Genomic DNA, 14,202 nt, shown 5'->3' with positions numbered 1-14,202 from the left:
CCGCCCGCCCGGCGAACGCCCGAATCGGCGCCCGCCGGGCAGGTTTTTTTTCCTGCCTTTCGCCCGGCTGCCACGGGTGTCCGGCTGCCGGTGTCCGGCCGCCCGGTGTCCGGGCATCCGGCCGTCCTGCGTCCGCCGGACGCAGGACGGCCTGGGCGGCGGTGCCTGGGCGGCGGTGCCTGGGCGGCGGTGCCGGGACGGCCGGGCAGCGGCGCCCGGGTGGGGTTCCGGGTTCCGGTCCGGTGTCAGCGTGCGGCGGGCGCTCCCGGGGCGGCCTGCGGGGCGGGCTGCTCCTCGTCCGCCGTCTCTCCCGACTCCTCCGGCGGGCCCCCGGCCGGCGGCTCGCCCAGCGCCGTCAGAGCCTCCCGGGCCGCCGGTGCCAGCAGCGGCGAGAAGTACGGATTGATCCGCAACGCCTCGGTGAGGTGCCGGCGGGCCGGACCGGACAGCCCCAGATCACGCTCGATCTGCCCGCGGTGGTACGCGTACAGCGCGCTGCGCACCCCGCCCCCGTGCTCCGTGTCCATGGCCCGCACGGCGAAGCCGAGCGCCTCCTCGTCGCTCCCGGCGCGGTGCAGCGCCCAGCCCAGCGCGTCCGCCACCGCGATGGCCGGCTGCCGCCGCCACTCGGCGCGCAGTTCCCGCACCGCGGCCTGCGGGTCGCCGTGGTCCGCCTCGAAGAGCCCGAGGACCGGTTGGTCGTCCACGCCCGCGGCGCCGTCCCGCCGCGCCAGGTCCCGCAGCAGGTCGTACTGCGTGCGCGCCTCCGCGCCGCGCCCGAGCTGGTCGTACAGCTCGCCCAGCTCCAGCGCGTACCGCGGCACGGGCCGCCCCGCGAGCGCCGCCCGGTACGCGCGCAGCGCCTCCGACGTGCGCCCCAGCGCCGCCAGCGCACGCCCCTGCCCGGCCAGCGCCTCGTAGGCGTGGGCGTCGGTGCGCACCGCGGCCCGGTAGTGGTCCAGGGACTCCTGGCGGTCCCCGCGTTCCCAGGCGAGGTCCCCGGCCTGCGTGAGGAAGGCCGCCTGCTCGGGCCCGGTGGCCGCACCCGCCGCCGCGTCCGAGATCGCTGCCGCCGCGTCCTCGCGCCGGCCGCGGTCCCGGTACACCCGCGCGGCGACGGCCTGGGCCGCCGGCCCGGACCGCAGCGCGAGCAGCTTGTCGAGGGCCCCGTCCACGGCCTTGTGGTCCCCGAGCCCGGAGTACGCGTCGATGAGCGCCGGATACGTGGTCCACCGCCTCGGCGCCAGCTCCGCCGCCGACTCGCCCCACTGGCGCGCGGCCCGGAAGTCGCCCCGCGCGTCCGCGAGGGACGCGAGTCCCTCCAGCGCCGCCACGTTGTCCTCGGGCCGCAGGTGCAGCGACGTGCGCAGCGCCTTCTCGGCCTTCGGGTAGGAGACGGCCGCCGCCGTCCGCCGCGCCCGCTCCGTGTACGCGGCGCCCAGCACCGCCCACGACACGTCGTCGCGCGGACGGGCCCGCACCCGGGCCTCACGGTCGTGGATGAGCGCGGTGAGATCGGGCAGCGCCGCGGGCACCCCGGCACCCACCGCGCTCACCGCCCGCGCCACCGGACCCGGGGCGGGCCGCGGCGCCTCGCGCCCGTCCAGGGAGGGCAGCAGCACCAGCACCCCGCCGAGCACGGCACAGCCGGCCACCCCCGCGAGCAGCGCGCGCCGGGTGAACGGGGACCGGCGCGGACCGCAGGGCCCGGGGGAGGACGCGGCGGAGGCCTCCGGGGACCGCTCGCCGACGGGCTCCCCGGACCGCGGTCCGGCGGGCACCGCGCGCCCGGACCCGGCGGGCACCGGCTGTCGCTCTTCGATCTCCATGCGGTTCACTGTGCGTCAATACGAAGACCGCACCCCGGCATGCGAAGCCTCCCGCGAATGGGGTTCACACCGATGGCCCCGGGTGCGACCCTGTGATCATGAGCCGTATCGAAGCCCCGCGCGATGAGGACACGACGGCGACCGGCGGCCTCCTCGACCGTCTGCTGAGCGGTCTGCCGGCCGAGGCCGTGCTCACCGACCCGGACGTCACGGCCTCCTACGCCAACGACATGGCGAGCTTCTGCGAGGCGGGCACGCCCGCCGTGGTCGTCCTGCCGCGCACGGTCGAGCAGGTCCAGCACGTCATGCGCGTCGCGACCGAACTGCGCGTCCCCGTCGTCCCGCAGGGCGCCCGCACCGGCCTGTCCGGAGCGGCCAACGCCACCGACGGCTGCGTGGTGCTCTCCCTGGTGAAGATGGACCGCATCCTGGAGATCAGCCCGGTCGACCGCATCGCCGTCGTCGAACCCGGTGTCGTCAACGCCACCCTCTCCCGCGCCGTCGGCGAACACGGCCTGTACTACCCGCCGGACCCGTCGAGCTGGGAGACCTGCACCATCGGCGGCAACATCGGCACAGCATCCGGCGGCCTGTGCTGCGTGAAGTACGGGGTGACGGCCGAGTACGTCCTCGGCCTGGACGTCGTCCTCGCCGACGGACGGCTGATGTCCACCGGCCGCAGGACCGCCAAGGGCGTCGCCGGGTACGACCTCACCCGCCTGTTCGTGGGCTCCGAGGGCTCGCTCGGCATCGTCGTACGGGCCGTCCTCGCGTTGAAGCCGCAGCCGCCCCGACAGCTCGTCCTGGCCGCCGAGTTCGGGTCGGCGCGGGCCGCCTGCGACGCCGTCTGCAGGATCATGGAGGGCGGCCACGTCCCGTCCCTGCTCGAACTGATGGACCGTACGACCGTCAAGGCCGTCAACGACCTCGCGCACATGGGCCTCCCGGAGACCACCGAGGCGCTGCTGCTCGCCGCCTTCGACACCCACGACCCGGCGGCCGACCTTGCCCTGGTGGGCGCCCTCTGCGAGGCCGCCGGAGCGACCCAGGTGGTGCCCGCCGAGGACGCTGCCGAGTCCGAACTCCTGCTCCAGGCGCGGCGGTTGTCGCTCACCGCGCTCGAAGCGGTCAAGGGCACCACGATGATCGACGACGTGTGCGTGCCGCGCTCCCGGCTCGGCGACATGCTCGACGGCATCGAACGCGTCGCCGAGAAGTACGCCCTGACCATCGGCGTCTGCGCCCACGCGGGCGACGGCAACACGCACCCCACCGTCTGCTTCGACGCGACCGATCCCGACGAGTCCCGGCGCGCCCGCGAGTCCTTCGACGAGATCATGGCCCTCGGGCTGGAGCTCGGCGGCACGATCACCGGCGAGCACGGCGTGGGTGTGCTGAAGAAGGAGTGGCTGGCCCGCGAGATCGGTCCGGTGGGCGTGGAGATGCAGCGCGCGATCAAGACGGCGTTCGACCCGCTGGGCCTGCTCAACCCGGGCAAGCTGTTCTGACATCCGGGACCGGCCGTCCGCCGGCCCGTCACCGCCGCGCACCGTCGTCCGTCGCCCCGGTGGACCGGGTTTCGTCCGCCGGGCCGTCAGGACGGGTCTTCCTCACCCGACTCGTCCGACGGCCAGGGGTCGCGCAGCCACAGATCGTCCGGGGACGGCCCTCCCGTCGGGTCGAGCGAGGCCGAGAGCCTGGGGGAGGGCGCGAGCAGCTCGGCCAGACCGGCGTCCAGGCCGAGCTGCCCGGCCTCCGTGCCCGGGGGAACCGCCCTGAGCGTGCGCTCCAGCCAGGCGGTGATCTGCGCGGCGGGCGCTTCGAGCAGCGCGTCGCCGTCCGGCGAGCTCAGCGCCATCAGGACGACGCTCCGGCCGCCGACCTTGGTGGGCCACACCCGCACGTCGCCGTGACCGCACGGCCGGAACACCCCCTCGACCAGCAGTTCACGGGCGAATGTCCAGTTGACGGGATGATCGGAGCCGATGTGGAAGGTGATGCGCACGGCGTACGGGTCGTCGGCGCGGTAACTCAGGCGCGCCGGCACCGGGATGCTGTGTTCCGGCGACAGGACGAGATGAAGCTCGAGCTCGCGTTCCACCACGGTGTGCATGTCGATGCCCTCCCTTTCGTCGTACGGGCTCCTGCGGACGGGCCCGTACGAGTGGAGAGCGCCTGGCGCCGCGACCATTACGCGGGTTCGGAGAAAACTTTCGGGCCGGCTTCGGCCCCTGTCCGGGCACACCGTCCACAGCCTCGGGGGCCCGGCCGCGGGATGGGGCGGAACCTCGCCCTAAAGGAGTGGGTACGGCGGGACCGGCCGTGACGCGTGCGCCGGTCTGGTAGATGTGGACGTCCCACACGACCCCCGAGCAGATACGGGACGACGGACATGAGCGCCCCAACCCCGGCCCCCGGTGACGACAGGCCCCGCGAAGGGTATTACCCGGACCCCTCCATCCCTGGATACGTCCGGTACTGGAACGGCGCCGCCTGGGTGCCGGGCACGAGCCGCCCGGCGCCGTCGGGCGGCGAGGCGCTTTCCCCGCCGGCGGCCGCGCGTCCCGCGCAGGTGCCCGCTCCGGCGTCGTCGCCCGAATTCTCCGCCGCGCGCGGGCAGTCGGGCGCTCCCGCGGTGGAGGAGACGGGCCCGCACTTCTTCGACGAGGACCCGGAGCCGCCCTCCCCGGCTCCCGCCGAGCCGCACGGCTCCGTCCCCGCCGAGCCGCACGGCTCCGTCCCTGCCGAGCCCCACGGTGCCGTCCCCGAACAGCCCCACGGCGTCGGCACCGGCGAGGGCCGTCGCGCCGCCTCCGCCGAGTCCCAGCACGGCAGTCGGCCCGAGCCGGCCGCCTCGTGGGGTGCCGACCGCTCGCAGCAGTCCGGCTTCGGCGGCGGCCAGGACCGCCGGGTGTCCTGGGGCGCGCCGAAGCCGTCCGGCGCGCGCGACCCGCGCTCCGCGGGGTTCACCGACGCGGTGAGCGGGCCCGACGGGGCGTCGGCCCGTACGGACGGCACGACGACGATTCCGCCCGCCGACTCCGGCGCCGCCACGCGGACTCCGGCGTCCCCGAGCCCGGTGGTCTTCCGCCGTCCCACCGGTCCGGTGCCGTCCACGGGGCCGGAGGGCGAGCCGGGCGCGGGCGGTACGAGCCGTACGGGCTCGGCGAGTTCGGGCGGAGCCGTCGCGGACCCCGTGCCCGCCGCGGGCGACACGGCCTACCGTGCGCCCTCCCCGCGTACGGAGCGGCAGGACGGGGGCACGCCACCGCCGAGTGCGCCGGGTGTGCCCACCGGTTCCGGCCCGGCGGCCGCGTCGGGCGCCTCCAGCACCCCTGCCGGAGCAGGGCAGTTCCCGGCGGCCGCCGGCTCCGGGCCGGCCACCGCGCCTGCCGGGTCAGCCGGGTCGGCCGCGCCTGCGGGGTTCGGCCCGCCTGTCGGGTCGGCTCCCTCCAGCGCCCCCGCCGGGGCAGGGTCCTTCGCGGCGCCCGCGGGCTCGGGGCAGGCCCATGCGGCCGCCGCATCGGCCGGGTCCGCCCCGTCCGGCGCCCCTGCCGGTGCGGGGCCGTTCGCCGCTCCCGCCGGGTCCGGCACCTCCAGTGCCCCCGCCGGGGCAGGGCAGTTCCCGGCGGCCGCCGGCTCCGGGCCGGCCGCGGGGGCCGCCGCGTCCGGCGCAGCAACCGCCCCCGCCGGGTCGGCCGGGGCGGGCACACCCGCCGCGCTCGCCCCCGCGGCGGGCACGACGGCCGCGTCCGGCACGTCCGCGGCGCCCGGAGGCGGCTTCGGCCCGGGCACCCCGGGTGCCGTCGCCCCCGGCGCCGGGCAGGTCGCCTCAGGTCCCGGCGTGCCGCAACAGCCGGTCGGGGCCACCCCCATGGCCTCCGGGGCCGGCGGAGGACAGCCCTCCTGGGCCCAGCAGGTGCATCAGCTCGCGGGCGACCCGGCCGACGAGGGGCAGCGGGTCGCGCCGTGGAAGCCCCCGGTCGACGACGTGTTCCAGGCGGCCGCCCGGCGCCAGGCGGCGGCCCGCCCGGCCGGTCTCGGCCGACGGCTGGCCGCACGGCTGCTGGACACCCTCGTCATCGCCGGTGTCACCGCGGCGGCAGCCGTCCCGCTGGGCACCAGAGCGGCCGACCACATCGACGAGAAGATCGACGCGGCCAAGCTGTCCGGCGAGAAGGTCACCGTCTGGCTCCTCGACGCCACGACCGCCTCCTGCCTCGGCGCCGTCCTCGCCGTCCTGCTCGTCTTCGGTGTCCTCTACGAGGTCCTGCCCACCGCGAAATGGGGCCGCACCCTCGGCAAGAAGCTGTGCGGCATCGAGGTGCGCGACATAGAGGGTCACGAACCGCCCACCTTCGGCAGGGCACTTGGCCGCTGGCTCGTCCTCAGCGTGCCGTCCCTGCTGGTCGTCGGTCTCGTGGGCGTCGTGTGGGGTCTGTTCGACAAGCCCTGGAGCCAGTGCTGGCACGACAAGGCGGCGCACACGTTCGTGGCGGGTCCGGCCCGGTAAACCCGTCCCCCGGACGGCCCTTCGCCGGATGCGGAGCCGGGGGGTTCGCGGTCGACTCGGGCCATGAGCAGCGAACCGCCGCCCCCGGACTCCGGCCGGCCACCGGACGAGGACCCGTTCAAGAAGCAGCCCCCGCCCGGTGAGGGCACGGGCTCCCCGTACGACCCGCCGCCTCCCGGCGACCGGACCCCGCCGTACGGCAGCGAGCCGCCCCCGTACGGCGGCGGTGGTCCCTACGGCGAGGGCGGCGGCCCGTACCCGGGAGGCGGCGGCCCGTACCCCGGAGGGGGTCCGCACCCGGGCGGCGCCGACCCCTACGGAGGCGGCGGCCCCTACGGCGGCGACCCGCTGGCCGGCATGCCGCCGCTCGCGGACAGCGGGAAGCGGGTGCTGGCCAGGATCCTGGACATGATCCTGGTGGGCGTCGTGGTGTGGCTGCTGTCCTGGGCGTTCGGGGTCACCGAGTACGACGTGGACTCGAACAAGATCGAGTACAGCAAGTCGCTCGGGCAGTCCCTGGTGGCCGCGGTGCTCTACGTGTCGTACGACACCGTGATGATCAGCAGGACGGGCCAGACCCTCGGCAAGCGGCTGTTCAACCACCGGGTCGCCAACCTCGACAACGGCTCCACGCCCTCCGTGCAGACCTCCCTGGTCCGCGCCCTGGTGCTGTGGATCCCGTTCGCGTTCTGCTGCGCCTGCATCTGGACGGCGATCGCGGGCGGCTGGAGCTTCTTCGACAAGCCCTACAAGCAGGGCCTGCACGACAAGGCGGCCAAGACGGTGGTGGTCGACACGGGCTGAGGCCCCTCGGCGACATCGCGGCACCGGGCGGCCGGGCGAAGGGCCGGCGAGGAGCCGGGCGACGCGCGGCGCGGCGGGAGTACACACCGGAACGGCGGGCCCGTGGTCGACGGGCCCGCCGTTCCGGTGTGAGCTCGCGGCGTCCGGGGTGCCGGCGCGTACGCGGTCTCAGGGCCCCGCGGGTTCGCGCACGGGCTCGGGCGCGGAGGACGCGGAGGCGGACACGGACGCCGTCTCGCGCTGCGCCGGTACTCGCTCGTGGACGACGGCCGAGGCGGCGGGCGCCGGCTTCGGCAGCGGGACCGTCATGGCCACCAGCAGTCCGAGAGCGAGCGCCGAGAGGGTGATCAGCACGATCCCCAGGCTCGAACTCGTCTGTGACAGCAGCAGCATGGCGAGGGTCGAGAAGATCACGGTGCAGGAACCGTAGGCGAGCTGTGCGGCGGTCGGACGAGGCATGGCAATCGTGTCCTCGGATGGGGGTTCTCCCCCCGGTGCCTCTCGCGATGGGGGAGGGTGCGGATAGATGTCGGGGGTGGGACAACGGTGTCGACGTGGCTGTCCGCCGGCTTCCGACGGCCGCCAATCGACTCTATTCGCCTGCATGCCCGAGGGGAACGTCCGGTAAGCGTGACCTTACCCACGGTGCCGGTGCACAGGGGGCGCACGGATTCATCGCGTCCTCCAAGTGGGCCGGAAAGCGCGCCCGTTGGGGGCGTTCGAGGCCGTCCGGATACCGAACGGGGGCTCCGCATAATGCACTTGCCAGGTTCAAGTCAAGATCTGTTTTTTCTTTGGTAACTCCGGTCAAATGTCGTCACTTGAATCGCGTAGCGCGCGCGGACCTCCATGACCCGGAACCCCCTCCGCGCGAACGTGCGCGGGGGAGGACATCAAGTGACCAACAGACCATGGACGTTCAGAGCGGCCGCGGTGGGAGTGGCCCTCGCGGCGGCCACCGCCACGTTCTCTACGTACGCCGTGGCGCAGGCCGACTCGGCCGCCGCGTCACCGGTCGTGGACCGCCACGACCCCCAGCCGGTCAAGAACACGGTCGACCACGACCTCGACGGCCCGCTGAGCAAGACCCAGGACGCCCAGCGCCAGGAGGCGCTGAACCAGGTGATATCCGGCGACGCCAAGGTGCAGAAGCGCAACGGCTCGCAGGTCGTCCAGCTCAAGAGCAAGAAGGGCGACAGCAAGTACGTCGAGCTCGGCCGGGAGAAGACCGACAAGATCTTCACGATCCTGGTGGAGTTCGGCGACAAGACGGACCCCAAGTTCGGCGGCACCGCCGGACCCGGGCACAACCAGATCGCCGCGCCGGACCGTGCGAAGGACAACAGCACGGCCTGGCAGGCGGACTACAACCAGAAGCACTTCCAGAACCTCTACTTCGGCACCGGCAAGAACGTCGAGTCGATGAAGAAGTTCTACGAGACGCAGTCCTCGGGCCGCTACTCGGTGGACGGCGAAGTCGCCGACTGGGTCAAGGTGCCCTACAACGAGGCCCGTTACGGCAACAACGCCTGCGGCAGCACGAACTGCCCGAGCGTGTGGAACGTCGTCAGCGACGGCGTCACCGCCTGGGTCGCGCAGCAGAAGGCGGCCGGCAAGACCGACGCGGCCATCAAGGCGGACCTGGCGCAGTTCGACCAGTGGGACCGCTACGACTACGACGGCGACGGCAACTTCAACGAGCCCGACGGTTACATCGACCACTTCCAGATCGTGCACGCCGGTGAGGACGAGTCCGCCGGTGGCGGCGTCCAGGGCAAGGACGCGATCTGGGCCCACCGCTGGTACGCCTTCGGCACCGACGCGGGTGCCACGGGTCCCGCGGACAACAAGCTCGGCGGCGCCCAGATCGGTGACACCGGCATCTGGGTCGGCGACTACACCATCCAGCCGGAGAACGGCGGACTCGGCGTTTTCGCCCACGAGTACGGCCACGACCTCGGTCTGCCGGACCACTACGACACCGCCGGCGGCGACAACTCCACCGGTTTCTGGACCCTGATGTCCTCGGGTTCCTGGCTCGGCACCGGCAAGCAGTCCATCGGTGACCTCCCCGGCGACTTCAACGCCTGGGACAAGCTGCAGCTCGGCTGGCTGAACTACGACACCGCCAAGGCCGGCAAGCAGTCCACGCACAAGCTGGGCGTCGCCGAGTACAACACCTTCGACAAGCAGGCGCTCGTCGTCTCGCTGCCGGAGAAGGCGGTCACGACCACGGTCGTCAACCCCGCCCAGGGCTCGTCCCAGTGGTGGAGCGGCAGCGGTGACAACCTGAAGAACACGCTGACCCGGTCCGTGGATCTCACGGGCAAGTCGTCGGCGAAGCTGACCCTCGACGGCTGGTACGACATCGAGGCGAACTACGACTACCTCTACACCGAGGCCTCGACCGACGGCGGCGCCAACTGGACCGCCCTGGACGGCACGGTGGACGGCGCCGCCATCCCGCGCGACGGCAGCGACAAGCCCGCCCTCACCGGCACGGTCGACGCGTACAAGAAGCTCGTCTACCCGCTCGACGCCTACGCGGGCAAGAAGATCGACCTCCGCTTCCGCTACCAGAGCGACGGCGGCGTGGCCCTCAAGGGCTTCGCGGCCGACGAGATCAGCGTCACCGCCGACGGCACCGCGCTCTTCTCGGACAACGCCGAGACGGCGGACGCCGCTTGGACCGCCGCCGGCTTCTCCCGCATCGGCGCCTCGTTCACCAAGAACTACGCGCAGTACTACCTCGCGGAGAACCGTCAGTACGTGTCGTACGACAAGACCCTCAAGGTCGGCCCGTACAACTTCGGCTTCTCGACGACCCGTCCGGACTGGGTGGAGCACTACCCGTACCAGACCGGCCTGTTGATCTGGAAGTGGGACACCTCGCAGGCGGACAACAACACCAGCCAGCACCCGGGTGTCGGCCTCGCGCTTCCGGTCGACTCGCACCCGAAGGCGCTGTGGTGGGACAACGGCACGCTGATGCGCAACCGCATCCAGGCCTACGACTCGCCGTTCAGCCTGTACCGCACGGGCGGGATCACGCTGCACAGCGCGGACGTCGCCACGAAGATTCCGTCGTCGAAGGGGGTGTCGGTCTTCAACGACCACACCAGCGACTACTACGACAACCGGAACCCGACCGGCGGTGTCAAGGTCACTGACACCAACACCAAGATCGAGATCGTCAAGCAGGCCAAGGATGGCTCGACGATCTCCCTCAAGGTCGGCCCCGCGGTGAAGTAACAGCATTTCTGCAGGTCAGAAGCGTATCGGCGGCAACCCCTGGCGGGTTGCCGCCGATCGTGTTTAGGTGCCTCCTGTGCCTGGCTTATTGACACCGACATCGACATCGACTCGCACGGGGGTGTGACCGCATGGCCGCAGGAGGCTTCTGCAGACTGCCGAACGGCAGCGTCGTCGTGGCGCTGAACCTGCCCAGCCCGGCAGGTCCGGCGGGCGGCTGCGTGCGCTTCCTGGTCGTCGCGCCGAACCGCGCCCGTGCCCTGACCAGGCTCCGCAACCTGGGGCTGCGTGCCGTCTACCTCCGGGGCAACGCGGCCCCGCCGACCCCCGACGAGATCACCGCGGTCCTGCACCACCCCGACGGGCTCATATGGCGCACGGCCCCCGAGACCGGCTGCACGGAGCTCACCCAAGAGCTGTGGCACCCGGTCAGAACCCTGCTCAGACGCCCGGCACCCCAGCCCTGACCTGCACGGACGCGCCCTGGGTCGCGTCCGCGACCTAGACCACCGGCTTGCCCGTGAGCTCGATCCCGGCGGCGCCCATCTCCTCCAGCGCCCGCTGCGTCGTCTCCTCCGCCACGCCGGCCGTCAGGTCCAGCAGGACGGTCGTACGGAAGCCCTGCCGCGCCGCGTCCAGCGCGGTGGCCTTCACGCAGTGGTCGGTCGCGATGCCGACCACGTCCACCTCGCCGATCCCGCGGGCGCGCAGCCAGTCGCCCAGCGGCAGCCCGTTCTCGTCGGCGCCCTCGAAGCCGCTGTACGCCGCCGCGTAGGCGCCCTTGTCGAAGACCGCGTCGATCGCGCCGGAGGCGACGGCCGGGGCGAAGTTGGGGTGGAAGCCCACCCCCTCGGTGCCGGCCACGCAGTGCGCGGGCCAGGAGTGCACGTAGTCGGGGTTGTCGGCGAAGTGGCCCCCGGGAGCGATGTGCAGGTCGCGGGTGGCGACCACGTGCCGGTAGCCGGCGGGGGCCTGCCCGATCAGCTCCGTGACGGCGGCGGCCACGTCGGCGCCCCCGGCCACGGCGAGGCTGCCTCCCTCGCAGAAGTCGTTCTGCACGTCTACGACGATCAAGGCGCGGCGCATGGGCTGTGTCCTTCGGCTATGGGGGCGGCAGACAAGGGTGCGGGCCCGGCCGTTGAACTTCCGAGCCTAGAGAGTTCCGGGGTGGTGCGGGAAGGGGGCGTTCGGCTTCTGCGGCCCGCGCGGGCACACTGCCGTTGCATTCCCGCTCACCGAGGGTTCATGCGCGGTGTCACCCCGGTAACGGCCGCACCACCCGTCACCGGCGTCTCAGACGTATTCGGTGGGGATCACCGGCTCGCCGCGGGAGAGCTGGGTCGCCGACAGCGGCAGCCTGGCGCGGGCCGCCGCGTGCCGGTCGCGTACGACGTCGAGCGGCTCGCGGGACAGGATCTGTCCGCCCTTGACCAACTGGACCAGGAGCTGCCGGTCGGCCAGCTCGGCGGGCACCGGCCCGACGCCGATCACCTCGGCTTCGGCGACCCCCTGCCCGTCCACGCGCCGCGCGGCCCACTTGCGGCCGCCGATGGACGTCTTGCCGCCCGTGGACTTCTTGGCCACCGGCTCCAGCGGCGCCTCCGGGTCGGCCGACTCGGCGCGGGCGACGAGCTTGTAGACCATCGAGCACGTCGGATGGCCGGATCCCGTCACGAGCTGGGTGCCGACGCCGTACGCGTCCACGGGTGCCGCCGCGAGCGAGGCGATGGCGTACTCGTCGAGGTCGGAGGTCACGACGATCTTCGTGTCCGTCGCGCCCAGCTCGTCGAGCTGGCGGCGCACCCGGTGGGCGACGAGCAGCAGGTCACCGGAGTCGATGCGCACCGCGCCGAGTCCGGTCCCGGCGACCTCGACGGCCGTGCGGACGGCCTCGGCGACGTCGTAGGTGTCCACGAGCAGTGTGGTGCCGCGGCCCAGCGAGTCCACCTGGGCCCGGAAGGCGTCGCGCTCGTGGTCGTGCAGCAGGGTGAAGGCGTGCGCGGACGTGCCCACGGTCGGGATGCCGTAGCGGAAACCGGCGGCCAGGTCGGAGGTGCTGGTGAACCCGCCGACGTACGCGGCGCGCGAGGCGGCCACCGCGGCCAGCTCGTGGGTGCGCCGGGCGCCCATCTCGATCAGCGGGCGGGTTCCGGCCGCGGAGGACATGCGGGAGGCGGCCGCCGCGATGGCGGAGTCGTGGTTGAGGATCGAGAGGATCACCGTCTCCAGGAGCACGCACTCCGCGAAGCTGCCCTCGACCCGCAGGACGGGCGAGCCCGGGAAGTACACCTCACCCTCCGGGTAGCCCCAGATGTCCCCGCCGAAGCGGTAGGAGGCGAGCCACTCCAGGGTCGGCTCGTCCACGATCCCGCGCTCGCGCAGGAAGCCGATGACGTCCGGGTCGAACCGGAAGTTCTCGACGGCGTCCAGGACGCGTCCGGTGCCCGCGAGGACTCCGTAGCGCCGGCCTTCCGGCAGCCGGCGGGTGAAGACCTCGAAGACCGAGCGCCGCTCGGCGGTCCCGGCCGCGAGCGCCGCCTGCAGCATCGTCAGCTCGTACTGGTCAGTGAAGAGCGCCGTAGAGGGAACATCCACCGGCAGCCCAAGGTCCGCTGTGTTCATGGCAGGGATCGTACCCCCATTTCGTCAGTTTGACGATTTCTCGCTCGGCCGGCGATTCCCGGGCCCTGGAACCCCTGTTCAGGGGCCCGTTTATGCGGGTGACCCCCTCTGGTGGGAGCATGGGCGATGTGACGGCTCCCGCACCTCTAGAGATCGAGAAGACCGAGTCGGCGGAGGAGGTCTTCGCCGTACCCGAGCCGGACGTCCCCTGGGTCACGATCGTCCACAACGACCCGGTCAACCTCATGAGCTACGTGACGTATGTCTTCCAGACGTACTTCGGCTACTCCAAGGACAAGGCCACCAAGCTGATGATGGACGTCCACCACAAGGGCCGGGCCGTCGTCTCCAGCGGCACGCGCGAGGAGATGGAACGCGACGTGCAGGCCATGCACGGCTACGGTCTGTGGGCCACCCTTCAGCAGGACCGGAAGTAGCCGGCCCCCTGTCAACCGACCGCCCGCAGGACCGGAAGTAGCGAACTCACTCCATGCCCGGACACTTCGAACCGCTCCCCGGCGGCGGCGCGGCCGTCGCGCTCGACGAGGTCGAGATCTCCATCATCCGCTCCCTCGCCGTCCAGCTCCTGGAGCTCATCGGTCCCGGCCCCGCGGAGGACGACTCCGCCGACCCGCTCGCCGAGCTGTTCGCCGAGGGCCCCAGCGAGCCGCCGAGCGACCCGGTGCTCCTGCGCCTGTTCCCCGACGCCTACAGCGGACCCGGCGTCGAGGCCGGAACCCCCGAGCAGGCCGAGGAGCAGCGCGCCCACTCCGCCGAGTTCCGCCGCTTCACCGAGAACGACCTGCGCGCGGGCAAGCGCGAGAACGCCCTCGCGGTGATCCGCTCGCTGGACGCGCTGACGCCCGGCGGCGACGGCGGAGCGGTCCTGGAGCTGACCGCCGCCCAGTCCGAGCAGTGGCTGCGCGCCCTGAACGACCTGCGCCTCGCCATCGGTTCGCGGCTCGACGTCGTCGACGAGGAGGACACCGACCTCCTCTACCGCCTCCCCGACGAGGACCCGCGCAAGCCGATGGTGATGGCGTACCTCTGGCTGGGCGGGCTCCAGGAGACCCTGGTCGCCACCCTTATGCCCTGATCCGTCCCGGCCTGTCACCCGGCACGCTCCCGTGAGTGTTCGCTCAGGGGACGCTCAAATCCGGATAACGATCACGTCACCGTAAC

12 protein-coding genes are annotated in these 14,202 nt (G+C 72.8%); 7 read left to right on the top strand and 5 right to left on the bottom strand.

What is annotated here, in order from left to right; all coding sequences use genetic code 11:
• Positions 1-245: 245 nt before the first annotated feature.
• Positions 246-1,829, bottom strand: coding sequence for a tetratricopeptide repeat protein (locus tag ACFRIC_RS26330; RefSeq protein ID WP_382790173.1), 1,584 nt, complete (start codon positions 1,827-1,829; stop codon positions 246-248).
• 92 nt (positions 1,830-1,921) lie between these two features.
• Here ACFRIC_RS26330 and ACFRIC_RS26325 point away from each other — a divergent pair, with 92 nt between their 5' ends.
• Positions 1,922-3,337 carry an FAD-binding oxidoreductase gene (locus tag ACFRIC_RS26325; RefSeq protein WP_382790170.1) on the top strand — a complete coding sequence of 472 codons (1,416 nt, stop codon included), beginning with the start codon at positions 1,922-1,924 and terminating at the stop codon, positions 3,335-3,337.
• Positions 3,338-3,423: 86 nt separating this feature from the next.
• Here the strand turns inward: ACFRIC_RS26325 and ACFRIC_RS26320 are convergent, their stop codons facing one another.
• The gene (locus ACFRIC_RS26320) at positions 3,424-3,942 is read right to left on the bottom strand and encodes an SsgA family sporulation/cell division regulator (RefSeq protein ID WP_382790167.1); all 519 of its coding nucleotides are present in this window, start codon (positions 3,940-3,942) and stop codon (positions 3,424-3,426) included.
• Positions 3,943-4,221: 279 nt separating this feature from the next.
• Between ACFRIC_RS26320 and ACFRIC_RS26315 the strand changes: the two genes are divergently transcribed.
• Positions 4,222-6,342 (top strand): RDD family protein, encoded by a 2,121-nt coding sequence (locus ACFRIC_RS26315; RefSeq protein WP_382790164.1) that lies wholly within the window; start codon positions 4,222-4,224, stop codon positions 6,340-6,342.
• A 63-nt stretch (positions 6,343-6,405) separates the two neighbouring features.
• A complete protein-coding gene (locus tag ACFRIC_RS26310; protein WP_382790161.1) occupies positions 6,406-7,146 on the top strand; it encodes an RDD family protein in 741 nt (246 codons plus the stop codon).
• A 168-nt stretch (positions 7,147-7,314) separates the two neighbouring features.
• On the opposite strand, the gene ACFRIC_RS26305 is transcribed toward ACFRIC_RS26310, so the two are convergent.
• Positions 7,315-7,605: a hypothetical protein gene (locus ACFRIC_RS26305; protein WP_382790158.1), complete on the bottom strand. Its 291-nt coding sequence runs from the start codon at positions 7,603-7,605 to the stop codon at positions 7,315-7,317.
• A 438-nt stretch (positions 7,606-8,043) separates the two neighbouring features.
• Here ACFRIC_RS26305 and ACFRIC_RS26300 point away from each other — a divergent pair, with 438 nt between their 5' ends.
• Both ACFRIC_RS26300 and ACFRIC_RS26295 read left to right on the top strand, forming a co-directional pair.
• Positions 8,044-10,398: an immune inhibitor A domain-containing protein gene (locus tag ACFRIC_RS26300; RefSeq protein WP_382790155.1), complete on the top strand. Its 2,355-nt coding sequence runs from the start codon at positions 8,044-8,046 to the stop codon at positions 10,396-10,398.
• 131 nt (positions 10,399-10,529) lie between these two features.
• A complete protein-coding gene (locus ACFRIC_RS26295) occupies positions 10,530-10,865 on the top strand; it encodes a hypothetical protein (RefSeq protein ID WP_382790152.1) in 336 nt (111 codons plus the stop codon).
• A 34-nt stretch (positions 10,866-10,899) separates the two neighbouring features.
• Here ACFRIC_RS26295 and ACFRIC_RS26290 read toward each other — a convergent pair whose 3' ends face one another.
• Positions 10,900-11,484, bottom strand: a complete 585-nt coding sequence (locus ACFRIC_RS26290) for an isochorismatase family protein (protein ID WP_382790149.1) — start codon at positions 11,482-11,484, stop codon at positions 10,900-10,902.
• 207 nt (positions 11,485-11,691) lie between these two features.
• On the bottom strand, positions 11,692-13,020 hold the full coding sequence (locus ACFRIC_RS26285; protein ID WP_382790146.1) for a nicotinate phosphoribosyltransferase: 1,329 nt from the start codon (positions 13,018-13,020) through the stop codon (positions 11,692-11,694).
• Between the two features lie 119 nt (positions 13,021-13,139).
• Between ACFRIC_RS26285 and clpS the strand changes: the two genes are divergently transcribed.
• Together clpS and ACFRIC_RS26275 are read left to right on the top strand one after the other, a co-directional pair.
• The gene (clpS, locus tag ACFRIC_RS26280) at positions 13,140-13,457 is read left to right on the top strand and encodes an ATP-dependent Clp protease adapter ClpS (protein ID WP_037619207.1); all 318 of its coding nucleotides are present in this window, start codon (positions 13,140-13,142) and stop codon (positions 13,455-13,457) included.
• Between the two features lie 53 nt (positions 13,458-13,510).
• Positions 13,511-14,116, top strand: coding sequence for a DUF2017 domain-containing protein (locus ACFRIC_RS26275; protein WP_382790143.1), 606 nt, complete (start codon positions 13,511-13,513; stop codon positions 14,114-14,116).
• Positions 14,117-14,202 lie beyond the last annotated feature (86 nt).

This window comes from Streptomyces sp. NPDC056738 (genome assembly GCF_042790435.1).
Classification (GTDB): domain Bacteria; phylum Actinomycetota; class Actinomycetes; order Streptomycetales; family Streptomycetaceae; genus Streptomyces.
This window is presented reverse-complemented; position numbering and strand designations above follow the sequence as displayed.